Annotated in this window: 23 protein-coding genes; 6 read left to right on the top strand and 17 right to left on the bottom strand. The window is 34.8% G+C overall.

All coding sequences use genetic code 11. The features are described 5' to 3' along the window. Positions 1-214: 214 nt before the first annotated feature. On the bottom strand, positions 215-493 hold the full coding sequence (locus Q4566_RS16280; RefSeq protein ID WP_303423496.1) for a hypothetical protein: 279 nt from the start codon (positions 491-493) through the stop codon (positions 215-217). Positions 494-721: 228 nt separating this feature from the next. On the opposite strand from Q4566_RS16280, the gene Q4566_RS16285 reads away from it, so the two are divergent. Continuing rightward, positions 722-1153, top strand: coding sequence for a nuclear transport factor 2 family protein (locus Q4566_RS16285; RefSeq protein WP_303423498.1), 432 nt, complete (start codon positions 722-724; stop codon positions 1151-1153). A gap of 53 nt (positions 1154-1206) precedes the next feature. On the opposite strand, the gene Q4566_RS16290 is transcribed toward Q4566_RS16285, so the two are convergent. The 7 genes from Q4566_RS16290 to Q4566_RS16320 all read right to left on the bottom strand — a co-directional run bounded on the left by Q4566_RS16290 (position 1207) and on the right by Q4566_RS16320 (position 6311). Further along, positions 1207-1785 (bottom strand): alkylphosphonate utilization protein, encoded by a 579-nt coding sequence (locus Q4566_RS16290; RefSeq protein WP_303423500.1) that lies wholly within the window; start codon positions 1783-1785, stop codon positions 1207-1209. Between the two features lie 88 nt (positions 1786-1873). Next, positions 1874-2695: a hypothetical protein gene (locus tag Q4566_RS16295; protein WP_303423502.1), complete on the bottom strand. Its 822-nt coding sequence runs from the start codon at positions 2693-2695 to the stop codon at positions 1874-1876. A gap of 118 nt (positions 2696-2813) precedes the next feature. Further along, positions 2814-3182, bottom strand: a complete 369-nt coding sequence (locus Q4566_RS16300) for an MmcQ/YjbR family DNA-binding protein (protein WP_303423504.1) — start codon at positions 3180-3182, stop codon at positions 2814-2816. A gap of 17 nt (positions 3183-3199) precedes the next feature. Beyond that, positions 3200-3949, bottom strand: coding sequence for a cyclase family protein (locus Q4566_RS16305; protein WP_303423506.1), 750 nt, complete (start codon positions 3947-3949; stop codon positions 3200-3202). Between the two features lie 12 nt (positions 3950-3961). After that, entirely contained in the window at positions 3962-5113 is a 1152-nt protein-coding gene (gene hemW / locus Q4566_RS16310) for a radical SAM family heme chaperone HemW (protein ID WP_303423508.1), read from the bottom strand. Positions 5114-5124: 11 nt separating this feature from the next. Next, on the bottom strand, positions 5125-5673 hold the full coding sequence (gene ruvC, locus Q4566_RS16315) for a crossover junction endodeoxyribonuclease RuvC (protein ID WP_303423510.1): 549 nt from the start codon (positions 5671-5673) through the stop codon (positions 5125-5127). Further along, positions 5673-6311 carry a cell envelope biogenesis protein OmpA gene (locus Q4566_RS16320; RefSeq protein WP_303423512.1) on the bottom strand — a complete coding sequence of 213 codons (639 nt, stop codon included), beginning with the start codon at positions 6309-6311 and terminating at the stop codon, positions 5673-5675. The genes ruvC and Q4566_RS16320 overlap by 1 nt, the downstream gene beginning before the upstream one ends. Between Q4566_RS16320 and Q4566_RS16325 the strand changes: the two genes are divergently transcribed. Next, positions 6311-7309 carry a lysylphosphatidylglycerol synthase domain-containing protein gene (locus Q4566_RS16325; protein WP_303423514.1) on the top strand — a complete coding sequence of 333 codons (999 nt, stop codon included), beginning with the start codon at positions 6311-6313 and terminating at the stop codon, positions 7307-7309. The two genes, Q4566_RS16320 and Q4566_RS16325, sit on opposite strands and share 1 nt — an antisense overlap. Next, a complete protein-coding gene (locus Q4566_RS16330) occupies positions 7306-8433 on the top strand; it encodes a glycosyltransferase (protein ID WP_368506609.1) in 1128 nt (375 codons plus the stop codon). The genes Q4566_RS16325 and Q4566_RS16330 overlap by 4 nt, the downstream gene beginning before the upstream one ends. Here Q4566_RS16330 and Q4566_RS16335 read toward each other — a convergent pair whose 3' ends face one another. From Q4566_RS16335 to Q4566_RS16370, 8 genes are all read right to left on the bottom strand, one after another. Next, on the bottom strand, positions 8434-8910 hold the full coding sequence (locus Q4566_RS16335) for a hypothetical protein (protein WP_303423516.1): 477 nt from the start codon (positions 8908-8910) through the stop codon (positions 8434-8436). A gap of 341 nt (positions 8911-9251) precedes the next feature. Next, positions 9252-9926 (bottom strand): response regulator, encoded by a 675-nt coding sequence (locus tag Q4566_RS16340; RefSeq protein ID WP_303423518.1) that lies wholly within the window; start codon positions 9924-9926, stop codon positions 9252-9254. Positions 9927-9935: 9 nt separating this feature from the next. Next, a complete protein-coding gene (locus Q4566_RS16345) occupies positions 9936-11915 on the bottom strand; it encodes a sensor histidine kinase (RefSeq protein ID WP_303423520.1) in 1980 nt (659 codons plus the stop codon). A gap of 256 nt (positions 11916-12171) precedes the next feature. Continuing rightward, positions 12172-12318 (bottom strand): hypothetical protein, encoded by a 147-nt coding sequence (locus Q4566_RS16350; protein ID WP_303423522.1) that lies wholly within the window; start codon positions 12316-12318, stop codon positions 12172-12174. A gap of 19 nt (positions 12319-12337) precedes the next feature. After that, positions 12338-12484: a hypothetical protein gene (locus Q4566_RS16355; RefSeq protein ID WP_303423524.1), complete on the bottom strand. Its 147-nt coding sequence runs from the start codon at positions 12482-12484 to the stop codon at positions 12338-12340. 20 nt (positions 12485-12504) lie between these two features. After that, the gene (locus tag Q4566_RS16360; RefSeq protein WP_303423526.1) at positions 12505-12651 is read right to left on the bottom strand and encodes a hypothetical protein; all 147 of its coding nucleotides are present in this window, start codon (positions 12649-12651) and stop codon (positions 12505-12507) included. A gap of 20 nt (positions 12652-12671) precedes the next feature. Beyond that, positions 12672-12818, bottom strand: coding sequence for a hypothetical protein (locus Q4566_RS16365; RefSeq protein WP_303423528.1), 147 nt, complete (start codon positions 12816-12818; stop codon positions 12672-12674). A gap of 307 nt (positions 12819-13125) precedes the next feature. After that, entirely contained in the window at positions 13126-14127 is a 1002-nt protein-coding gene (locus tag Q4566_RS16370; RefSeq protein WP_303423530.1) for a LacI family DNA-binding transcriptional regulator, read from the bottom strand. A 254-nt stretch (positions 14128-14381) separates the two neighbouring features. Between Q4566_RS16370 and Q4566_RS16375 the strand changes: the two genes are divergently transcribed. The 3 genes from Q4566_RS16375 (at position 14382) to Q4566_RS16385 (ending at position 20050) form a co-directional block, all read left to right on the top strand. Further along, entirely contained in the window at positions 14382-15527 is a 1146-nt protein-coding gene (locus Q4566_RS16375; RefSeq protein WP_303423532.1) for a BamA/TamA family outer membrane protein, read from the top strand. Between the two features lie 251 nt (positions 15528-15778). Next, entirely contained in the window at positions 15779-18286 is a 2508-nt protein-coding gene (locus Q4566_RS16380; protein ID WP_303423534.1) for a T9SS type A sorting domain-containing protein, read from the top strand. Between the two features lie 108 nt (positions 18287-18394). Beyond that, the gene (locus tag Q4566_RS16385) at positions 18395-20050 is read left to right on the top strand and encodes a T9SS type A sorting domain-containing protein (RefSeq protein ID WP_303423536.1); all 1656 of its coding nucleotides are present in this window, start codon (positions 18395-18397) and stop codon (positions 20048-20050) included. A 468-nt stretch (positions 20051-20518) separates the two neighbouring features. On the opposite strand, the gene Q4566_RS16390 is transcribed toward Q4566_RS16385, so the two are convergent. Further along, entirely contained in the window at positions 20519-24484 is a 3966-nt protein-coding gene (locus Q4566_RS16390) for a PA14 domain-containing protein (protein ID WP_303423538.1), read from the bottom strand. Positions 24485-24563 lie beyond the last annotated feature (79 nt).

Here is a 24563-nt window from a genome sequence, read left to right on the forward strand (position 1 = left end):
GCCCCAAGAGAATTAAAAACAGTAATTTTAAACTAGTTTTAGAAAATTAAGCAGTTCTAATATGGGGAAGCTTACAGCAACACAACTACTTTATTCGACCAGCACAAGCAATTGTGTTACACGGAATAGCGCTGAGAATTATACCAATAAAAAAACCATATAAAACCAGCTTTTTAGCTCATTTTTATATGGTTATAATTTATATCTGCTTAATTTAAGCAGCAACCTCTGTTTTAAAATGATCGTAAAGTTCTTTACAACCATATCCAATAATAGAAAATTGTTTGTTTTTCATTAAAGCCTCTGCGTGAAGCTTCGATAAGGCATCAACACCATATTTATCCATACTTTCAATATCTTTAATACTGATAGTAACTTTGTCTAGAGTTTCAAAAATGTTTTCAAACTCATTAATAAAAATAGCAACATTACTTTTGTTTAAATTGCCTTTAACTTTATAAAAGTTATTGCAGCTCGTAATTTGTAAATCCATGTTAAGTGTTTTAAACGGTTAGACTAATAAAAAGAACTAATCATAGGGTTGTCTAGTAAAAGTAATAATTCAGTACAGTTAGTCTACTATTTTTTCGACCAAGAGATTTGAACCTTAGATAAAAAACCACAGTGTGCAGATTTCATCGACAAGCAACCTCATAACCACAAGATTTCATTACATTTACTACAACTTATACGTTGTATTTATACCATTTAGATTTTCCAAATGAAAAAGATATTCCTACTTCTATGCCTGCTCTGTGCATTTACTAGTTTTTCTCAATCACAAGAAGAAGCAGACAAAAAAGCCATTCATAAAGTACTAAAAAAACAAAGATTGGCTTGGTCTAAAAACAACATAGAGGAATATATGGCTGGTTACTGGAAAAGCGACTCACTAAAATTTTATAGCGCAAATGGAGTAACAAAAGGCTGGGAAAACACATTGGATCGCTATCTTAAAGCCTACCCTACCGAAGATCATACAGGTATATTAAGCTTCAAAATAAACGACATTACAAAAATAAGCAAGGATGCTTATTATGTTTTAGGAGAATATCATATAAAACGTGATCTTGGCAATGCAGACGGTATTTTTATGCTCGTCTTCAAAAAGATTAATGGGGAATGGAAAATTATTGCAGACACCTCCACTTAAAACATTCCATTTGAATAGTATATTACTAGAGACTTTAACGAAACGAATTAAGCTTATAGCTTTTTTACGTAATCGGTAATAATTACAATTTGTTGGGCTCCAACTTTACCCTCAATATACTTATCGTTTTCACGATCTAAACGAATATTTCTAACCGCTGTACCTTGCTTTGCTACCAAACTAGAGCCTTTTACCTTAAGGTCTTTGATTAAAACCACCGAATCGCCATTATCTAAAATAACGCCGTTTACATCACGATGAATAATTTTATTTGCCGCATCTTCATGCTCCCCAGTTGCGCGCGCTAAAGCCAGAGCCTCATCGTCTAAGTACATCATGTCTACCAAATCTTTTGGCCAACCCTCATTACGTAAACGCTGTAGCATACGCCAAGCCATAATTTGAACAGCAACATGCTCACTCCACATACTGTCGTTTAAACAGCGCCAGTGATTTGGATCCATATCCTCCTTCTCTTCAATCTGATCAAGACATGTTTTACAAACCAGGATATCGTTAGCAACATTTTCATTCAATGATGGCGGAATCGTGTATTGTGATAAATCGTTAGTTGCTGTACATAATTCGCAAGTGGAATTACTTCTGTCTTTTAAGGTTTGTAAAACGCTCATGAGTATAAATTTTGAAACACAAAAATACAGCTAATTAAAACCTTCTACAAGTTTCAACCCTAATCAAAAACCACCTATTTTCAGCAGTTTATTTTGAAAGTCCGCTAACAAACCTATACACTTCATCCTCATGTACATTTTTGAAATATTTTTTTACAACTTCTGTATGTTTTTTTAACTCATGATCTCCTGGCCATGCTTTTTTCTCAAGATCTGGAACGCTCTCGAAAAGTTTCTCTAAATCTGAAATAGACGAAAGAAAATACGCGTTTTTAATCTCACTTCCATTAGCACCCCATGCATGTCTATAAGAAAAGAAGCCTTTAATAAGCGCATTGTCTTTTACCAATTTATCATAATTTTCTTGTAATAAGCCTACAACTTCATCCTCTTTACCATCTTCTGGAAAAGTTAAATATTGTGTACGAACGTAACAAACCATATCATTGGACCAGTCTTGAACTTCTTTCATAATAGGAAGCACTGAGTAAATTTCATCAGAATGATCATGTCTGTAAAAGGAACGCTGTTTTTTCTTAAAATCTTTTAGGTGCTTTTCATTTGACCATGCGGCCTTTTCTAATTCATAATTACGCTCTGCGGCCTTTTCAATAGCTACCCACGAACCGTAAACCCTTACAACGACTAACTTTCCGCTACTACCAGATAACTGTGGTTTATAAAATGAAGATCCAAGAATATACTCATTCTTTTTAGTTACTTTTTCTAAGTACTCTTTTTCAATAGATTTCCATTCATCCATATCTAAATCTCCATTATCTTGATTCCAGTTCAAGGTTGTGGCGGTCATATACTTTGGTGTTTGGTCTAATTGTGCTAAAACGGTTTCGGAATAAAACAACATGAGCAAAACACTCAACGCTGCTAAAGTGTGTTTAATAGTTTTCATAATCTATCTAATATTAAAGTTAATAATGCGACTTTAAGATTTTAGGGCGATGATTATGCTAATAATAAGGTTTTGATTTTCAGAGAGATACTAAAGGTACAACAAAAAACAATGACTTTTACAGTTCTTCCAATTTGCTTTGCATCTTTTTTGTCATCCCTTGAACTACCATTTCGTAAGAATGATCAATTAGAGATTTGATGAGTTCCGGCTTCAATTCACCTTCTTTAAGATAAACTGTGTTCCAATGTTTTTTATTCATATGATACCCCGCACGAATGCTACCGTAACTTTCTCGAAGCTCTAAAGCATATTCTGGATTTGCTTTTAAGTTGATAGCAGCTTCACCTTCCTCCCACTTTTTCAGAGAAATTAGGGCGTACATTTTTCCTAAAACTTTAAAGACTAAGGTGTGCTCATCAAAAGGAAAATCTTCAGTCACGCCTTTATTATTCAAACAATAACCTCTAATCTGTTCGATATCCATAATAACCTATAATTTAATTAACTTAAAACTTCATATAAGATAGGTTTACTTGGAGTTGCATCATTTTCAAAAGGGGCAATTTGTAAGTTTAAAAAGTACTCGCCATCTTCCACGGTATTGGGTACAAAAATAAACTCTGTTATCGTGGCGTCTAAACGCAGCTTTCCACTGGTGTTCCAAAAAGCATGATGTGCTAAAAGTTGGCACTCGTCCTTTTCTTTGTCTACACTAGGTAAATCTATTAATAAATGTTTAATGCCTTTTTCTTTTAAATAAATAGCGGCATCTTCTAACATGTAAGTAGGATTGGTGTTTGAATAATGTGCCGAGAGTTTTTCTCGAGTATTTGGAATGGTGCGAATCACCACAGCGTCGCGTTTCTTATTTCCTAGAGCAAATTTTATCTGCTTTTCCGAAATTACAAAATCACCATTTAAGCGCTCGGGAGCGACAGTAATCACTTCAGCTAAAAAGAAAAACTGATTTAAATGTGTATTTATAGAATGTACTTTTTCCGTAATATGTCCAACACATTCGGTATGTGTACCATGTGCATGGGGGTTAAATGAGATATTGTTAAAATTTATGCAAGCACCATTCTTTACTGCAATCTTAAAGTCACCATCTTCCACAGGTTCAATTTTTGGAGCGTCAACATACCAGGCTCTAACATTGTTTTCTGAAGCACGAAGGGGAATAGAAATATCTAAAGGTTTGCTTAAATTTATTTGAAGTTTTCTTGAGTTGTATTGGATTGTAGCATTCATATCCAAATATAATCAAATCATAAAGAGTTCTGAAGCAATTCCATCAATTAAAAATTTACCTTTTTGAGTTGCTGTTAGTCGTTGGGTAAGTGTGTTAGAGTCATCAAACTCTTCTACAACACGTAGTAGACTATCTTTAATAAACTCTTGGGAATGTTTTTTTAAATGCTGAAGAAAATCAGTTCCAAACTCTGCTTCAACCCGATTTAGAGACACGCCCCAAATGGTACGTAAGCCAGTCAAGATATATTCATTAAACTGATCTTCTCGAGATAAAACTTCACTTGTATTAGGCAGGACACCAGTTTCAATAGCCTCGATATACTTGATATTATTTGAAACATTCCAACGGCGTTCATGACCTAAAAAAGAATGTGCCGAAGGCCCTATGCCTAAATAGGGTTTCCCTTGCCAATAACTCGTGTTATGTTTTGAAAAATAATGCGGTTTTCCAAAATTTGAAATTTCATAATGTATAAACCCAGCTTCCTCAGTTCGTTTTACCAAATGATTAAAATGCTGCAGGGCTAAATCTTCATCTATTGGAGGAAATGTACCTTTTTTCACAAAGGTATCTAATGCTGTTTTTGGCTCGACTGTTAAAGCGTAACTTGAAATATGATTCACGCCAAAATTAAGCGCTTGTTCTAAATTAGCATCCCACTGCTCTAAACTCATGTTTGGAATGCCGTAAATTAAATCGATGGTAATATTATCAAAATAACGCGTCGCTTCTTCCAAGCAAGATTTTGCTTCATTCGCATTATGCGCCCGGTTCATGATTTTCAAATCATCCTCAAAAAACGATTGAATACCAATACTTAACCTATTAATTGGCGATTTAGCCAATTCTTGAATGCGGTTGCCCGTTAAATCATCTGGATTTGCTTCAAGTGTTATTTCGGGTTTTTCAACAACTTTATAATTAGCATAAACGGCCTCTATTAAAACATTTAATTCAGTGTTTGACAATAAACTTGGTGTTCCGCCTCCAAAATAAATAGTTTCAACAGTATGATTTTGTAGCTCTTTTTCCTGAATTTCTAATTCTTTAACCAGTGCTAAAATAAGTGCATCTTTCTTTTTTAAAGAGGTTGAAAAGTGAAAATCACAATAATAACATGCCTGTTTACAAAACGGAATGTGAATATAAATACCAGCCATTTTTCTTGAAGTTAACCTATTTTATTTGGGTTTTGCTTTACAAAAGCATCCCATCCAGAATAGCTTTTACCTATTTCAATACGCCCTGAATTGTAAAAATGACAAACAGCCGCAGCTAGCCCATCTGTGGAATCTAAATTTTTAGGTAAGGTTTTTAACCCCAATAAGCTTTGAAGCATTTTAGCTACTTGTTCTTTACTGGCATTTCCGTTACCGGTAATCGCCATTTTTATTTTTTTAGGTAAATATTCAGTTATTGGAATTTCCCGACTCAAGCCTGCAGCCATAGCAACACCTTGAGCGCGGCCTAATTTAAGCATACTCTGTACATTTTTACCAAAAAACGGCGCCTCAATGGCTATTTCATCGGGATTGTGCGTATCGATAAGTTCGATAGTACGCTCGAAAATAAGTTTCAATTTGATATAATGATCGCTGTATTTTTTTAAATCCAACTCATTCAACTGTAAAAAGTGCATGTTTTTACCCACCACTTTTATAAGTCCGAAACCCATTATTGTTGTTCCAGGATCAATTCCTAAAATTATTCTTTCCTGCATTAATCATTACAATAGTAACAACCGCTTAGCGAAATGGACGCTCCAATCGTTACGGTTAATATATCTCCGTTAAAGGCACCAAAACCGTCTGAAGGCGGATCGAATGCTTTTCCAAAGCCAAAGATATAAGAACCATCCAAATAAATGGATAAAACGTCGTTAATACCATAATGAAATTCTGCGCCCACCATAGCATTCATAAAGTTTGTTTTATTCTCACCGTAATCAGCCAAAGGGGTAATCATTGTAAATCCAGGCCCAGCATGAAGAAAAGTTGCCATTCGTGGAGAAAATCTAATGATACGACTAGCATCGTAAACGCCCTGTAAATTGATTCGTGTATAATTCGTTTTAAATTCAGTGGTATTTTTTTTATTTGAAAATCGATTATAACCTAAATCTAACTTAGCTCCAAAATTGTTTGAAAACAGATACTGAACTCCTAAATTTATCGTCGGAAAATTAATAGGCTTAGCATCGAAACCACTAACAAAACCACTAGCCATAGGTGTATTAATTCCTGTTGCAAACTGTACTTTAAATGTACTAGAATCATCTTGAGCTTGAGAAAAACCAAACCAAAAAAATAAGATAGCAACTATCCAGGTACTCTTAATTTTTTTAAAATAAGCAATCATTGCGTAATATTGATTTAATTTGCACCATCATAGTACAGACTCTATCATACAGAACCAAGCAATTCCTATTTACGCTTATTAAGCTAAGCATAGTTTTTGCTGCACTGTACTTTATATATCAGAAATTGATTAACAATAATACGTTAGATTTTTCTGATTTCTATAAAATTTTGACTGAAAATACCAATTTCTCTATCAATATCATTAGTTTTCTACTATTTTTATCTGCTTTCAATTGGTTTTTAGAAATATTAAAGTGGCAGTCACTGGTTAGTTCCTTTAAAAAAATTAGCTTTAAAAATGCTACTGCGCAAAGTCTAGGGTCACTTACCGCCTCTTTAATTACGCCAAACCGCATTGGAGAATATGGCGCAAAGGCCATGTACTACCAGGCTAGATTTCGAAAAAAAATAGTTGCCATTAATTTAATTAGCAACCTTTTACAGCTATTCACCACTACAGTTTTAGGACTAATAGGTTTCGTGTTTTTCCTACAACGTTTTGAAACACCTTTTAGCCTTTACACCTTTTCAATTTATGGCAGCGGGCTTCTTGGTCTCGTCTTACTCCTTAGCTTTACCATTTTTAAAGGCAAATTTAAGTTTAAAGCATTTTCAACAGAAAAGGTAAAACGTTTTTTAACAACCTTTCCGAAGGACAAACTTCTACAAGGTTTAGGCTTATCCTTTTTGAGATATGCTGTTTTTTCATTTCAGTTTTATTTTTTACTTCAGGTTTTTCAAATTCAGCTTACCTATTTAGAATCACTTATTATTATCTCAACCATGTATTTATTAGCCTCAGTGATACCGTCTATTTTTATTTTTGATGTTCTTGTAAAAGGCAGTATTTCGGTGTTTTTATTTTCGTTTGCTCATGTGAATGAACTCATTGTTTTATCTGTAGTTACACTTATGTGGTTGCTTAATTTTGTGTTACCAAGCCTTATGGGAAGTTATTATGTGCTTAAATTCGATTTTAAAAACAATATAGCATGATGGTTATAATTTGCATAGTTATCACCTTAGCTTACTTGTTTTTAATCGGAAGTTTTGTTTATGGATTTGATAAAACTAAAACTTTCAAAGCTAAAGATACATTAGCCAGAATACCGTTTTCTGTAATTATTCCTTTTCGGAATGAAGCTAACAACTTATCAAAACTGCTAGAATCACTTCATGCCTTAAATTATCCTACAAATCTTTTTGAAGTGATTTTGGTTAATGACGCCTCTGAAGATAATTCGGTGGAAATCATTCAGTCTTTAAGTGAAAACAGTTTAACAGACATTCGTATTATCGAAAATCAAAGACACTCCAATTCACCTAAAAAAGACGCCATTACCTCAGCCATATACAAAGCACAAAATGACTGGATTATAACAACGGATGCCGATTGTGTTCTGCCTCAAAATTGGCTAAAAACTTTTGACGCCTTTATACAGGAAACCAACACCCTTTGCGTGGCAGCACCCGTTACTTACCACTTAGAAAACTCTTTCCTAAACCGTTTCCAGTGGTTAGACCTTATGAGTTTACAAGGTGCTACTATTGGTGGTTTCGGTCTTAAAACCCCTTTTTTATGCAACGGAGCCAATTTTGCTTATAAAAAATCATTGTTCTTTGAATTGTCTGGTTTTATTGGAAACTCCAATATTGCTAGTGGGGATGACCTTTTCTTATTAGAAAAAGCAACCCAAAAACACCCGAATAACGTACATTACCTAAAAAGTGAAGACGCGATAGTAAAAACGAATGCTCAGCCTAATTGGAAATCTCTGGTTTCACAGCGTGTACGTTGGGCAGCTAAAACAACGGCTTATAAAAACGGATTTGGAAAATTAACGGGGATACTTGTTTTTTTGATGAATTTTATGGTCGTTTTAGCCTTAATTTTAAGCCTTTTAAATCTTTTTAATTTAAAAGTTTTCGGCTGTATTTTGACTATTAAATGCAGTATTGATTTTTATTTGATTTTTAAAACCACCCGTTTTCTAAATCAGCAATATGCCTTAAAAAGTTATTTGACAGGTTTTATCGTCTATCCTTTTTTTAGTGTATACATCGCTTTAGTTTCTATAATGTCGGATTATAGTTGGAAAGGAAGAGCTTTTAAAAAATAACTAGTTCACACTAATTATTAGCGGCAATTGAAACTCTGTAGTAACTTGTTGTCCGCGTTTTATAGCTGGATAAATCGCGGGAAGCGAATCTAAACTCTCTTCTAAAAGACTTTCTATATTCGGAATTTCTTCAACCGTAACAGAATCAATTGTTGCATGGGTTAAAACCAGCTCACCTGCTTTAGAAACTTGAAATTCTAACATAACCGTATCGTTAATATCTTGAGTTACGATAATTGTTTCCTTTTGCAAGTAATTGGTAATGTGATTTGTTAATGTATTTTGAAAACAAGCTTTACGATCTTCCTTAGTATCGGAAGCCTCACATATTGAAAAACCAGGATATTCATCCACATCACTCCAATTAAAGGTTTTCAATTCTTCATTCAAAATAGCTTCTGAAGATGTTTTTTTCACATTAAAATACTCACATGACGAGAGTGTTAAAACGAATAGAAAGACAATAGCGTACTTCATGAATTAAACAGAAAGCCGAAAAATACAATTTTTTTATACCAAATGTAATTTATAATGTGATTAAATAAAATACGAAACTTTATAAAAAGAAGAACCCTGTGGGTCTCTCACCTCCACAGGGTCATGTAAATTGCTATTATCAACTAAAAAATTGAGGGATTAATTAATTTTTGAATTGTTGATACATCAAAGATAAATAACCTTATCCTTTTCAAACTGCGGAAAACCCACAGCAACAAATGAATATCAATGTAAATAACTCATAACTAGCTATTTGCGTTTTTAAAAAAATTTATTTTATTAAAAATTATTCTAAAAAAGTTGAATTTTTCTATTGTAAATTAAACAAAGCCTTTTTTTCTAGCTTGGTTTAGTAAGGTTTCATCTTGCCCATCTTCTACTTCAAAAAGATCTCGCAATTGTTTTTTTCGCTTCTCAATGGCGCTTAATGAAATATCTAAGTGCGATGCTAAATTTTTAGTTTTAACCCCTTGAGACAGCAAATGCAGTATTTTTCTATTTTTATCGTCTATAACAATATCACTACTAGTTGTTCTTCTAATTAATTGTTTAACAGTAGCGCTATAGATGGTGTCGCCATCTAACACTTTTTGAAAAGCACTAGCGAGTTCACTTGAAGTTAAATCACTTTTAATGATAAGACCTTCTGGGTTTATAGTTTTAAGGATGTTATGAATTCTAAACGCCTCATTAAACATCGTTAAAATAATTATTTTTGAATTTGGCAAAATTTTCCTGGCATATTCGGCTAAATCTTCACCAGAGCTCATGGTACCATCGGTAGAAGCTGGTAAACTAATATCTACAAACAACACATCATAAGGGGTGTTATTCTTTATCACCTTATTCATTGCTGTTAGAGCTTCATCACAGTTATTTGCAATTTCAATATCTAATTCTTGATTGTCTCGCTTTGTAAAAAGCAGGGTGTTTTGATACCCCTCGATAATCATGGGATGATCATCAATCATTAGTATTTTAATATTTTCAATCATAATTTTAGGTTAAGACGTGGGGACATCTATTTTTACGGTAGTTCCTTCTTCTTTTTGGGAAGTTATGGCTATCGTTCCATTTATTTCTTTAATTCGAGACTTCATGTTTTTTAAACCTATTCCCGATTTTGCTCTATTAACATCGAAACCTGATCCATTATCAATAATACTTAAACGAATGGTTTCACTTTCAAACTTAAAACTAACTCGAACTTCTGTTGCTTTAGCGTGCTTGTATATATTATGAAGTGCTTCCTGAATAATTCTGTAAAAGTGAATTTTTATTTTATTAGACACCTCATCCCAATCTATAGCACTTTCCCAATCCAACTTATAACTTATTTTATAAGTAGCTGTCTGGGTTTCAATTAGATTTTTTATGATTTCTCTAAAACCTGATCCCGTTACGAAATCTGCATTTAATTCGTGAGAAACTTTTCTAATATCTTCTTCAATTACTTTTAACTCAGAGATGTATTGCCCTCTAGTTTTAATAGCTTTGTCGCTATTATTCATATTCAGACTATCTAAACTCAAGCGGGCACCAAACAGTCTCCCTAAAACACCATCATGGAGCTCTTCTGAAATTCGTTTCTTTTCTAAAGCTCGAGCATCCTCAATCACTTCATTTTGAGAAAGCATCAAATTATAAATTTCTTCGTTTGTTTCTTGTTGCTTTTGAATAAACTCTAACTCTTTATTTTTATTGCGTTGTGTAAAAATAATATAGAGTAAGAAAGAGGCTATAATAATGACGATTGAAATTATTAACAACCACATGCGCTCCTTAGCAATTTTGACATTTTCCTCCTCTATCTCATTAGTTTCATACTTAATTCGAGCAAATTTATTCCTAATGGCGCGCTCACTTTTCTGTAAACTATCATTTAATTTCACATAATTCCGTAAATGATTCGCAGCTACCTCTCCTTCTTCTATTTCTGAAAGTAACAATAATGATTTTAAAAGATCATCGTTATGAAATTTTTCTGCAATTCGCTTTGCTTCATAAGCATAATACTTTGCAGAGTCCTTTAGCCCTAAACCATGATAGTACTCAGCTAGATGCTTAAGAATTACTATCGATTTATAATTATCCTTCCCTAAGGTCATACTCACCTTTAAGGCTTTGTGATATAAGCCAGGAAGAGCATCTCTGTTTGAAGACAAGTATAAGGCATGCGCATAATTATCTAGCACCATAACATAGAAATCAGGCTGTTGTTCTGCCAAAGTTTTATCCTCGAGAATTCCCTTGAAAGTTTCAATCGCTAATTCATATTTGCCTGCTTCTTTTAAAGCGTTACCTAAATTATTTTTTGATAATTCTATCGAAGACTTATTATCTCCTTTTAGCTTTAATTTCAAAGCAATAGACTTATTTTGATATTCTATGGATTTATCATATTGCTCAAGAACGTTGAAAACAATACCTAAACTATTATAAAAATAAGCCTTTTTACGAATCACTTCTTTCGAAGGATATTCTATCTTATTCAAAAGCTTAAGACCTTCAATTAGGGTGAGTTCACTCCCTGTATAATCCTTTCCGTCCCTTTGAAGTGAAGCCACATCTAATAAAACAGCGGCCGTATTGAAATGATCGTTTAACTTCCTAAATAATTTTTCGGCTTTATTGTTGTAATAATGTGCACTATCATGTATTTTATCGAAGTAATAATAACCTAAATTTTTATTCATATGGGCTACTATATTGCTATCTTTAAACTTTTCGGCTAGCTTTAAATTTTCATGAGTAAATTTTATATATAATTGATTTTTATCAAATACCTTGTAAAGGCCTATTAATTGCAGATTACTTTTTTTTTGAAGCGAATAGCTATTAATTTCAGCAGCTAAAGCTCTGGCTCTTAAAGCCATTTGTTCTCTTTTCTTGAAGACTGCTTTATTATTATCTGATATTTTTAAATAATAAAGAATACTATCAAATTTCTCTTCATTATAGGTTTGCGCGCGCGACGTACTCACGTATAAAAACATTGATAATAAAAAGTAACTAAATAATTTCACAAGTATTCAGGGTAAAATCCCCAAATGTATTTATTATTTTTTAATAAATACGACATAGTGAGTTCATATCACAGATTATACCTTAAACATAAATAATAAAATCCTACGATTAGAAGCACTCATTACACATATATCTAATTGAAAACAACCAAATAACCATACACAACCTTGCTTAACACATGATATAAATAAAAAATACTTTTGTTTTCACAAACTAGCGCTCCGCCAAGTTTCCTTCTACATATAAAACTGTTGCCGAGGTAGCCATTAATAAATCTTCTTCATGTAAGTTCTGCTTACCACAAGATGTGAACAAGGCTATAAACACTACTATTATTAAAATAAATTTAAGAATTCTCATAAGTTTTGTTATTAGTAAATTAACGTTCAACTCCATTTCCATCTGTGTATAAAACTGTAGTGGTTTCTTCTATTAACAAATCATCTTCATGCAAATCTTGCTCTGTACATGAGGTGAATAAGGCCATAAATAATACTACTAATAAGGTGATTTTAAAAACTTTCATATGTTCTAATTTTTAGTAAATTAACGTTCAACTCCATTTCCATCTGTATATAAAACAGTGGAGGTTTCTTCAATTAACAAATCATCTTCATGTAAATCTTGCTCTGTACATGAGGCGAATAAGGCCATAAATAATACTACTAATAAGGTGGTTTTAAAAACTTTCATATTTCTAATTTTTTAGTAAATTAACGTTCAACTCCATTTCCATCTGTGTATAAAACTGTGGTGGTTTCATCAGTCAGTACATCATCTTCATGTAAATCTTGCTTTGTACATGAGGTGAATAAAGCGATAAATAATGCTACTAATAAGGTGATTTTAAAAACTTTCATATGTTCTAATTTTTAGGGTTGTTAAATACTTTTCTAATTTAAAAAATTATGTATTACCAAGTTTTCAATGAAAAACTCAGTTTAAATTGAATAAATAATCTTAAGTCAACTGCATTAAAACGCACGACTACATATAGCAAAATGAGAGACTATGACTAGAAAAAGTCATGAATGATAAATTTTTAGGAAATAAACAAGCAATTCAATAATCATTCAATCACCTAAGATATAGACAAATATCTAAATGACGAATAACTCTAATAGAAAGACCGTTTTTTATCGCTGAAATACACTAAATTTTAACAAATCACAAGGTTGATTTGTTTCTTACTAAGCTGGTTTTCACTATTTTAGTGTGGTAATTTTCCGACTGAGGTGTTTGTTGCAACCTATTTATTAGTAGCTCTGCAGCCTTCGAACCAATAATTTTAGCATGCTGACGAATGGTTGTTAATCGCGGTAGCGTATGATAAGAGTCTGACTTACTAGCAAAGCCAATAACCGATATGTCTTTGGGTACTTTTAATCCGAAATTTACAGCCATATTAAGACCAATAATCCCTGACGAACTATCTGCAGCAACAATACCATCTAGTTTATTGTTGTTCTTAAAAAACCCTTTTATTTTTTTATGATGGTCGTCTTTTTTCTTAATTTTTAAAACAATCGGTTCCATACCTGCTTCTAAAATTGCTTTATTATAACCACGTTCACGCAGTTTTCCAACGCTTAAATCATTAATATTACTAATAAAACCAATGTTTTTACGGTTTTCTGCCAATAGAGTTTTTGTTGCATTGTAGGTTGATTCAAAATCATCTACAATTACTTTATCACACATCACATCGTGAGCCACTCTATCAAACATTACAATGGGAACACCTTGAGCAATTGTTCTCTTAAAGTGCTCCACCTCACTCTTAACCTGAGTTTCTTCAGCCATGGATAAAATAAAACCATCTACACTACCACTAGCAAGCAGCTGTAAACTTTCTTTTTCCTTATCTAAAGATTCGTTGGAAATGCAGGTTATAATATTATAGCCATTCTTGGTAGCTTCTCTTTCAATACCAAACAGCACTTTGGCTAAAAAATGATTTAAAATATTAGGAATAATAACACCAATAGTTTTGGTTTTATTCTGCTTTAGACTTAAAGCAACCTTATTAGGTTTATAATTATATAATTCAGCAAGTTCTTTTACACGTTTTACAGTTTCCCCACCAATTTCAGTACTATTATTTAATGCTTTTGAAACCGTAGAAATCGATACATTTAACTCTTTAGCTAATTGTTTTAATGTAACCATAAATTATTCTGAAATTATATAACCCATGCAATGTACAAAATTAGTTATTGTAACTAAACATTTATTTTATCAGAGCACACCGCTTAAATACAAACTCATTTTCAATGAAACTTACCCCATTATAAACCAGCTAAACAAATCAAACCATTATTAAAAAACATCTAAAAATTTATTTTAATTCATAAACTTAAATAGTGTAACTTGAACATCTTTAACTTGAAAACGATGTGCTGTTGTTAGGCAAACTGCTAATTATGATTAAAAGAACCCTTGCTATACTCTTATTTCTTCATGTAAGTTTTCTTAACGCACAATCTGATTCTCTTTATAAAAAGGAAGTCGACACCTCTAAAGCTGAGCTTTCAAAATTTGATAAATTCAATAAAAAAGCAGAAGCCTTTTTTAAAAAATCTCCAGTTCCTATTTATTCGCACACACCAGAATCCGGGAATATTTTCGGCATAACAAAATTTAATATCTTATCGCTTTCTAAAGAAGATACCATTTCTAAACCTTCAAAACTTTCAGAAGTTTTCACCTTTTCAACCAAAGGCCGTATTAACGTTTCGGTATCAACCGAGCTCATTTTTAAAGAAAACAACCGTAATGTCATTGCTTATGTGAATTATGAAAGGCAACCCGATTATATTTTTGGGATTGGTAATGACGTGAATAAAGAGGATGTAGAAAAAATTGAACTTGAACGCATCAAGTTTTTCGCTACCTATATGTTCCGATTTAAAAAACATTTTTACATTGGCGTGCCAATTAATTTTTCAAGTTATTTTAATATAGAAACCGAACCAGATAGTTTTTTAATTGAAGATGACGTTACGGGGTTAGATGGCGGTATAGCGGTGGGAACTGGGCTTGCTTTTTCATACGACAGTAGAGGCAACAGGTACAACCCGCAGGGAGGCGCCTATATCATGTCTTATATTCTAACCAACCCCAAATTCCTTGGAAGTACTTACCAGTATTCAAAATATGAAATTGATGCTAGAAAATATTTCAACCCTTGGCTAAAACACATCATCGCTTTACAAGTAACCACTAGCAACACGCCTGGAAACACACCTTTTTACGACCTTTCAATGCTTGGTAGTGATAAACAAATGAGAGGGTATTTTAAAGGCGCCTACAGAGATCATGTGCTTGTTGATTCTCAAGTAGAATACCGTGCGCCCATCTGGAATATATTTGGAGCTGCCGCGTGGTTTGGAACCGGACGTGTAGCCGATAAATATGAAAACCTTTCTTTTGATGGCTGGAAACTTTCGTACGGCGCAGGATTACGTATTAAGGTCGACTCCAAAAACAACACTAACCTCAGAATTGATTACGGATTTGGGCCTCATGGAATCTCAGGCGTTTATTTTGGTTTTGCTGAAGCTTTTTAAATTAAACCTCTATAAAAAACTCACGAAAAATAGAGGTCTCCTAACCTTCCTATGTTCGATTACTACAATTAATCTTAATTACAAAAGCTTTCATTTATAAGCTTAAACACCTGTAACCCTGTAAGTATTAAAAAACAATCCCTACAAGCTATAAGCCTTGTTGTTAAGTTTTTGTCTAGTTGCAAAACCTCTTTATCACACAAATATTCATCACATTTGTTTGCAACCAAACACAACTAACAAAAACTACCATGAGAATACTTAGCTTACTACTAGTATTAATAACAAGCTTAACATTTGCCCAAAGCAGTATCTCCTGGTCAAATGCCCCGGCAGCGCCAATAACATTCAATCCTGATCAATCCGTTAACATGGAACTGTCCTATACCTCTCCCGATGTCGATTATATCTGTATATGGATTAGAGAACTGAATGCTGCTGGAACCGTTGAAAATGAATACGGCGCTTATGCCACTTGCCCTCTTGGTGGCGGTAATGATTCGCATGCGAATACAGACAACATCACATACAATTATACCGTCCCAGCAAACATTCCAGAAACAGCTTCACTCCCAGCCGGAAATTATTACACCCTCATTATATTATTAAGTGATGACCTCGGCGGATTTGCAAACGGAAGCAAAGACATTGTAATTTCTAATAGCATGACCTCATCTGCTCAAGTCAAAACCATAATTAATGCCAAACATAGCGTAGGTGGTGTAGATAGCTTCGACCGTTCTAAATTTATTACCATTCACGCCAACCAAACCGAAGCCGAATGGGACGGCAACAATAACGTTGGAGATTTAAGAAACGACTTTTTAAATGGTTATGATGTCTATATGGGACGTGATTCTGGAGGCATCACCTGGAACATGAATCAAATGGCAGAAGACCCAACACGACCTGGTTATGTTGATCCTACAGATATTGCTTCAAAAGGCCAAATTAGCCGAAATAATTATGCCGCAAAAACAAATATACACCTCTATGAATCTAGAAATAATCTAATTGTTGTTGCTCAAAAATATCCTTTTTGGACAGGGACAGGCCAACAAACAACGGGACAGGGCTGGAACCTAGCCAACGGTACCGCAACTGGTGAATATATGGGACGCTATCTTAATGAATTTCATGGCGGCAATGACCAACCTGCTCCTACCTACGTAGAAATAATAAACGAGCCCGCTTACGGACACCTTGGCGGCCCAAACGATTTTTTAAATACTTTACAGGAAGTAGCAGATTTTCATAATGAGGTTGCAATAGCTATGAAAATGCAAGTACCAGACGTTAAACTAGGAGGCTACACAGCTGCTTTTCCTAACTTTGAAAAAGGTGATTTTCAACGTTGGATTAATAGAGATAAACTCTTTATGGATGTAGCTGGTGCTAATATGGATTTTTGGTCCATCCACCTTTATGATTTTCCTACCATTGGCGGAAAAAAACAATTACGCTCTGGTGGTAACGTAGAAGCCACTTTCGATATGATGGAGCAATATAGCGACATGCTATTCAACGAAGTGAAACCTTTTGTAATTTCAGAATATGGCGCCCAAATGCATGATTCCTCTAAAGATCAATGGAGTCCATACCGCGACTGGTTACATTTAAAGGCTCAAAACGCCCAATTAATGTCTTTTCTTTCTAGACCAAACCACGTTTTATCGGCTATAAATTTTGTAATCGTAAAAGCAGAATGGGGTTACAGCAATGGCGTACCTTACAATCACCGTTTAATGCGAAAAGAAAACGAGCCAACAAGTTACACCGGAGAATGGGTATATACAGATATGGTAAAATTTTATGAACTATGGCAAAATGTAAATGGCACTAGAATCGATATCACCTCTAGCGATTTAGATGTTCAGGTTGACGCTTACGCGGAAAGCAATAAAGCCTATGTCATATTAAATAATTTAGAATTTAGCGCTAAGGATATTGACCTTTCATTAATCAGTCTTCATGGAGAAAACATTAATGCTATTCAGAAAAAGCACTTGTATCTAGACGGAAACAACCAGCCTGTATTGCTAGATGAATCTATTCCAACAAACACATCTTCAGTCACACTACATGCAGAAAGCACCATGATTTTGGAATACACTTTTGATAATCCAATACTGATTGATGAAACAAAAACCGAAACCAAATACTACGCTACCAGCTATTTAAAATCTATAGTTGTCAACCAAGCGGAAACATTCCAAATTAACGGAGTAACTAAAAACACCTACGGAGAAGCGGTTTTAAGAATTGGAATAGGAAGACCACATGGCCTAAACTTACAACCAACAGTACAAGTTAACGGGACAATAATACCGGTACCAAGTAACTGGAGAGGGGACGACCAAGCTCAAAGAGAACGCTTTTTTGGAGTTTTAGAGATTCCTGTACCATTTAGTCTCATTCAAACGAATAATACCGTTTCGGTAGAATTTCCAGATACCGGAGGTAAAATAAGCACTACTACTTTACAAGTTTATAACTTTAGTAGCGACTTAAGAGATCCTACCTTAAGTGTTGATAGCCCTAAAGCAACATCTTCAATTAAAGTATACCCAAATCCAACAAGCGGCATTATAAACTTGGAAGGCTCTATAAACTACAAAGAGGTTACAGTGTATAACACAACAGGCCTAAAAGTAAAATCTTTTAAAACAAATACCCAAATTGATATTTCTAACCTCGCAAATGGTATTTATTTCTTAAAAACAGATACAGGTTATCACGTTAAAGTTCTAAAAAAATAATTTTAACTGCTGCCTTATCCATATTACAACATATTAAAATTATATACGAAACATTTTTAAAGTGTTATAAAAGGTACTCTTATAGCATTTCCCAAATCAAACCTTCTCATGAGAATCAAATTATTTTTTATACTATTTAGCTGCCAATCCTTATTATTATCTGCTCAAGTGTTTCAAGGTATTGTCGTAGATTCAAAAACAAACCAACCCTTACAAGGTGTAACAGTCACTTTAACAGAAGACAATATAACTGTATCAACAAATAGTTCTGGAGCTTTTACACTCACAGCAAACGATAACACACCAAAAACCTTAACAGCCGAATTAGGAGCAAGTGAAAATTATATGTTTTTTGAAGCGATTAACGAAATCCCTCAATCTGGAATGAACATCGCTTTACGACCAAAAGTTAAAAGCGCAGCAACCTTACGATGGGAAAACTATATGGGAGCAAACGGCACAGGTGGCAACTGCAGTGCATACAACGCCCCAACAATACCAAATGACATACATTGGAATGTCAATTTTAAAACAACAGATGTATTTGGAGATTTAGCCAATAATGCTAATTATTCTAGAAGAGACCCTAGTAAAATCATAGAAGTCAACAACACCTATTACGTTTACTACACAAGAGGTGAAGCTACTTCATCTCACTGGTTTAACACCAATTGGGGTGGGTACAAGCCAGGAGTAACTCCAGAATCCGACAAGGTATTTACCTGGGATTACTGCGATGTCTATTACGCCACCTCTACAGATGGCTATACTTGGACCGAACAAGGCCCAGCCGTTCTAAGAGGAGCAACTGGGGCTTACGACGACCGCTCGGTATTCACCCCAGAAATCTTAGCCCACCAAGGGAAATACTATTTGGTTTATCAAGTCGTAAAATCGCCCTATTTAGAACGTGTAAAAAACAATGTTGGTATGGCTGTTGCCAATTCGCCAGCTGGCCCTTTTGTTAAATTAGACCAACCTATTTTAACCCCAACCAATAACGGAAAATGGACTGCAGGGTCAACAAGCAGACTAGACGCCGATAAAAAAGGAGATTTTGATAGTCACAAAGTACATGACCCATGTTTAGTATTTTACAAAAATAAATTCTACTTGTATTACAAAGGCGAGCGTATGGGTGAAGATCGATATTGCGGAGAACGTGAGATTAAATGGGGCGTAGCCATTGCAGACAGCCCTACGGGACCTTATATCAAATCAGAATACAACCCCATCACAAATACTGGTCATGAAGTTAGTGTTTGGCCATACCAAAATGGCATCGCGATTATTCAACATTTAGATGGCCCTGAAAAAGGCACCATTCAATTTGCTGAAGATGGTCTAAACTTTGAAATCAAAGGACGCGCTACAGGCGTTGCTGAAGCCTTAGGCATTGCTGTTTCTAACTCTAACGGAAATCATCCAGGCACAGGAGTTACATGGGGATTAGCACACAAATACATCTGGGGCAACGGCATTAATGGCGGAAAAAATTATATGGAACGCTTTGATTTAGATATTAACTACAATTTATCTACCAAAGACCTTGAAAATTCAAAAACCTTAATCTACCCAAATCCTTCTAAAGATGTTATTAATTTAAAAGGAAAGAATTTCAAGGATTTGAGTATCTATGATGTACATGGCAAAAAGATCGATGTTTACAACAACCAAAAATCAATAGACATCTCAAGTTTACCAAACGGCCTCTATTTTATAAAAACAGATACTGGTTTATGTGAAAAATTCATAAAACAATAATTACAAACTGCCCTAAAACAAAAAAGCATCCCCATCTTCTTCACAGAAAAAAGGAAAGCCTTTCATTGGAATACCTCCCGATTGCTATCAGGATTACTGGTATTACTACATCCTAGATTCCTCTAGGAACAACACAACATCGTTATTGCTACAAACTCTAATTTCTTAAAGTTTTTCTGCAATTTTAGCGAAATGGACAAAATCAAATAAATTTTTATCCTCCACTTTATATTTTACTCAATAATTTCAATTTTTAAAGCCTTTTTTAAAAGCCTATACCGTACTTATCACGATAAAAATAGTGCGCAAATATAGAAACTTAATCTATACAGACCAATCATTTTATCAAAAAATTAGCATCCGTTTAAGACATGAAACACAAACTTTCTTTTACGTATTTGTCGTATTAAAATCTGTGACTTTCCCGGCTCCGTAAACTCAGACTAAGCTAATTGCTAAACGCAAATACTATTCAACAACCACCTTTTTTATAGTAGACCCCGAAATGGTTTCTAATTGCACAAAATACACCCCTGACGCAAGACTACCAACGGGTAACAAACTTACAGAAGCCTCTAGGTTATCTGTCCAAGCATTTACTACACCACCTAAAACATTGTACATTTTTATGGCTAATAAGCTTGAGCTTGTCGTGTTTTTTATCTGTAATTCATCGCTAGCATTAAGCATAAATACTGACAAACCGTGTTCTAAATTTTCTTGCTCAGTACCCAATGTATTTTCTGCTTTAAAAACCAATGAAAAACGATTTAAATGAGCTCCGGCTTCTAAATTCATTTTAAAAGCTGCATCGTTTATAGGATATGTTTTGTTTGTAAAACTATCTTTAATATATAAATCAGTGTCTTCTGGAATATTTACTAAATCGGTTACTTGTATCTCTACCATCTCATTAGCACTTACATGCAACCCTAACGGAAACTGTGCATCTTCATCAAATTCTGGCACACCTTGAATGACAAATTTACCTTGATTAATGTCCCAGAACATATCATCATCACCAGCATCTAACATTGGCGCATCGTAACCAATATCAAAGTTATTGCTTGTGTTAGGATCAGCACCAATAAGTAATTGCCTGAAATAACCATTTGAAGCATAGGTTAGCCTAATTTTTGGCCTGGTGTCTTCTACAGTTTTGTTTTCACCTACCTTTTGAGCAGATTTCAGAAAAACAGAATTACCACTACTTTCCGTCACAAATACACGTTGGCTATTTTTAAATTGAATAGTTCCTCCTACAACATCAGTAGTACTAGCATCAGGATCTAAATCTGCATCAAGCGTTGCTGAAACAAAAAAGCCTTGCCCTACAGGGATATATTGTCCAGGTACTTTTGTTCCATCTGCATCATTATTATTTATCAAAGGATCATTTGAAATAGCTATAGTCCCTCCCACTAAATTACGGGTGGCATACCCACCTACGTACTGCTTTAAGACATGCGAATTTACTTCCCCAAAATGATCCCAAAAATATAGGGCGCCATTAATAACATTCGAACTATTATTTCCTGCGTTACTATTATTAATAGTTGACGCAATCTGATCTCTAATAAACTGATGCGCATCTAGAGCCGAAGGATACGGATTTCCAATTAACACGTCATCACCTGGATTAATATTGATATTTATAAGTCCGTTATTTGGCATCCCGATAAATACATAATTCTCAAGATCTGTTAAAGGCACAGCACCCATAGAGCCTTTCATTGTAAAACCTTGTCCGGGATTAAGGTTCGTGTTTTGATCTATTTTATTCCAAGCATTATAATCATCGGTTGGCCCATCGAAAGTATATAACCAACGGGAACTTTTAATTAATTGTCCAACTGGAGCAGTATCAGCACCGTAAGCACTAGTAGAATACATAATATCACCGCCATAATACCCACTCCTACCATCTTTTAACACAGTATCAAGATTATAGGTTGAAGCTCCTGAAACATGTACTGGTGATGACCAATAATTATAATTAAAACTATTCGCTTTTCCTTGTTGATCACGCTCTAAATACCCTGTACTTACTGGATTTACAGTGCTGGCATCATTTTGCAATAACTGCCCTTCATCTACTAAGTCAATTACCCCATTCAATAAAAGAATTCCGTCTGTTTCAATGACATTATCGTAAACCGTTAGAGAGGCACCGGTTTCAATGTTAAAATCGTTGGTTAAACCACTAGCATCGCCACTAAAAATTTCTGGCTGATTTGTAGCGCTTGCAGGTATTAAAACGTCTGTAATAATTTCTGGAACAGCACCACAGCTCCAGTTTCCTGTATCATTCCAATCGGTATCTACCGCCCCTGTCCAAACATTGGTATCGGTGATATTTATAGTGGTTGCATTTGAAATATGTTCTGCAACATAAGGGTTAATCCTATTATTAACACTTGTAAGCGTGGCTTTTCTTATCACATAGACAATATCACCATCACTTACACCCACAAAATCTAATGCGTCGGGGGTATAGGTCGCTCCAGTAGCACCAGAGATATCGTCCCATGGACCACTTGAAGAACTCCCATAAGCCCACTGATAACCAGAGCCTGAAATTCCCGAGGGCATAGCACCAAATTCATCACCGCTTATAGGCACACCCACTCCTGTTTCACAAATTGTTTGTATGGTATTGGTATCTAAGTTATTCTCTATTATCTGTGTTAAATCATTAAATGACACACGGTTACCACCAGAATTCTCATAAAAATCAAATATTAAGGAGCTACTTCCATTTAAACTAATTAAAATGTCTTGATCTACAACATAACCTCTATTCGCCCAATAATTATACGCTAGGGTTCCATCAACTTGTAAACGTGTTCCATCATCAGAACCTATATCTACCACGTACAAGCCTCGCCTTGAAGAATTCATGCGGTAACGCACTGAAAAGTATTGAGTATAAATAGATCTATTGCCTTCCGTAGCGGAATTTATTGGGTAACACGTATACGACCCTCCAAAACCTTGATCAAATTCTTCTGGCTCAGTCACCGTTCCATAATAATCAGTAAAACTACCGTCATACAGTACTGAGGCATTATTTCCATCATAGACATGCCCGATCCAAGAATCTGTACCTGAGGTAGTTTGCGAATCGAGTGGATTATTTGGCGTTACAGCACTTACCATAGTAAGATCACTTTGACACCCTCCTGAGTCTAAAATAGCCACCCAATAATTTGTAGGTGTATTTATAGCAGGTGTAATAAACGTATTATCTGAATCATCAGTACTGGTTTTAAGCACAGCTCCACCAGTTGCAGCATCATACCATCTATAACGATCACCTGAACTAGCACCAGAAGCTGATAAGGTGACATTTGCTGTGCCTCCAACACACAATGAAGCATTAGTTGTGGTAGGCGCCCCCGGAGAACCTGAACGAGACTCAATCACGACATCTGCAGACGGTAGTGAACTACAGCCATTAATACCATCTCGCACCAACTGCGAGGACGGAATGTTCACATAAGTAGCCGCACCAGCCCTGTTCCAATCGAGTTCCACCACAGCCTCACCTGCATTTTCATAATACTCTAATACAATACTATATTTTTGTCCTGCATTTAAGGTTATAGCTGCTGAGTAATTATAGGTTGGTGAATGTGTTGTCCAGTCATTAATAACTGGCACACCATCTACCCAAAGTCTAACACCATCATCGGTACGTGTTCTAAACACATAGTCATCACTAACACTTGGCACCACATTTCCAGTCCATCGTACCGAAAAATGATTGGTATTCACCGAAGCGTCTGGACTTCCACCACCCCAATCAAAATCTATTGTTTGATCTGTTCTTGTTAATACAGATGGGTCTGCTAAAGTTAAATTATTAAAATATTCACCTTCTAAACCCTCAATAGAATTTTTAACCGTATAAGTATAGGTTCCAGGAGACAACCCTGTAATGGTAGTCGTTGACCCTAACCCACTAAATGTACGTCCACTTGGACTCCCATTTAGGATCTCAGTAATTTCCCACGCCCCGATTGGCAAACCACTTAAATCAACACTACCGAGATTTGAATCACAAGAATGAATAATGGTTCCTATAACTGGAGCCGTTGGAATATCTAGTACCGTTAAGTCTGAACCATTACCACTTCCAATAATAGCCGGATCATTACTTACCACCCTTATTCTATACCCACTTCCCGAAGCAGTACCTGAAGGAATTGTAGCAGTAATAGTACCACTTGAATTAGAACCTAATGTTCCTATTTCGATAGGAGATATAAAAGAGCCTAAAGCATCTGATAATTGCGCTGTAAAAGTATTAGCTGAGTTAAATGTTCCCGTAATAGTATAAGTCACATTCACTGCCTCTCCCTCACAATAAGAGGTTGGAGCGATGGTTCCTGTGTTAATTGTTTGAGAAAAACCTAAGCAGGTAACAAACATAAAAAAGGATCAATGCCAAAAGTTGTGTGTGAAGATTAAAAATAGTTAGATCTTTGCACTAAAAAAGACATTGGATCAT

The sequence above is a fragment of the Tamlana sp. 2_MG-2023 genome, from assembly GCF_030548465.1.
Classification (GTDB): Bacteria; Bacteroidota; Bacteroidia; order Flavobacteriales; family Flavobacteriaceae; genus Pseudotamlana.

Bases quoted from the DNA above. Each gene is read 5' to 3' on its own strand.
- Q4566_RS16355 (WP_303423524.1), bottom strand. From the start codon at position 12,484: ATGAAAGTTTTTAAAATCACCTTATTAGTAGTATTATTTATGGCCTTA.
- Q4566_RS16350 (WP_303423522.1), bottom strand. From the start codon at position 12,318: ATGAGAATTCTTAAATTTATTTTAATAATAGTAGTGTTTATAGCCTTG.
- Q4566_RS16280 (WP_303423496.1), bottom strand. From the start codon at position 493: ATGGATTTACAAATTACGAGCTGCAATAACTTTTATAAAGTTAAAGGC.
- Q4566_RS16290 (WP_303423500.1), bottom strand. From the start codon at position 1,785: ATGAGCGTTTTACAAACCTTAAAAGACAGAAGTAATTCCACTTGCGAA.
- Q4566_RS16335 (WP_303423516.1), bottom strand. From the start codon at position 8,910: ATGAAGTACGCTATTGTCTTTCTATTCGTTTTAACACTCTCGTCATGT.
- ruvC (WP_303423510.1), bottom strand. From the start codon at position 5,673: ATGCAGGAAAGAATAATTTTAGGAATTGATCCTGGAACAACAATAATG.
- Q4566_RS16360 (WP_303423526.1), bottom strand. From the start codon at position 12,651: ATGAAAGTTTTTAAAACCACCTTATTAGTAGTATTATTTATGGCCTTA.
- Q4566_RS16295 (WP_303423502.1), bottom strand. From the start codon at position 2,695: ATGAAAACTATTAAACACACTTTAGCAGCGTTGAGTGTTTTGCTCATG.
- hemW (WP_303423508.1), bottom strand. From the start codon at position 5,113: ATGGCTGGTATTTATATTCACATTCCGTTTTGTAAACAGGCATGTTAT.
- Q4566_RS16340 (WP_303423518.1), bottom strand. From the start codon at position 9,926: ATGATTGAAAATATTAAAATACTAATGATTGATGATCATCCCATGATT.
- Q4566_RS16305 (WP_303423506.1), bottom strand. From the start codon at position 3,949: ATGAATGCTACAATCCAATACAACTCAAGAAAACTTCAAATAAATTTA.
- Q4566_RS16385 (WP_303423536.1), top strand. From the start codon at position 18,395: ATGAGAATCAAATTATTTTTTATACTATTTAGCTGCCAATCCTTATTA.
- Q4566_RS16330 (WP_368506609.1), top strand. From the start codon at position 7,306: ATGATGGTTATAATTTGCATAGTTATCACCTTAGCTTACTTGTTTTTA.
- Q4566_RS16285 (WP_303423498.1), top strand. From the start codon at position 722: ATGAAAAAGATATTCCTACTTCTATGCCTGCTCTGTGCATTTACTAGT.
- Q4566_RS16320 (WP_303423512.1), bottom strand. From the start codon at position 6,311: ATGATTGCTTATTTTAAAAAAATTAAGAGTACCTGGATAGTTGCTATC.
- Q4566_RS16390 (WP_303423538.1), bottom strand. From the start codon at position 24,484: ATGTTTGTTACCTGCTTAGGTTTTTCTCAAACAATTAACACAGGAACC.
- Q4566_RS16365 (WP_303423528.1), bottom strand. From the start codon at position 12,818: ATGAAAGTTTTTAAAATCACCTTATTAGTAGCATTATTTATCGCTTTA.
- Q4566_RS16380 (WP_303423534.1), top strand. From the start codon at position 15,779: ATGAGAATACTTAGCTTACTACTAGTATTAATAACAAGCTTAACATTT.
- Q4566_RS16300 (WP_303423504.1), bottom strand. From the start codon at position 3,182: ATGGATATCGAACAGATTAGAGGTTATTGTTTGAATAATAAAGGCGTG.
- Q4566_RS16375 (WP_303423532.1), top strand. From the start codon at position 14,382: ATGATTAAAAGAACCCTTGCTATACTCTTATTTCTTCATGTAAGTTTT.
- Q4566_RS16370 (WP_303423530.1), bottom strand. From the start codon at position 14,127: ATGGTTACATTAAAACAATTAGCTAAAGAGTTAAATGTATCGATTTCT.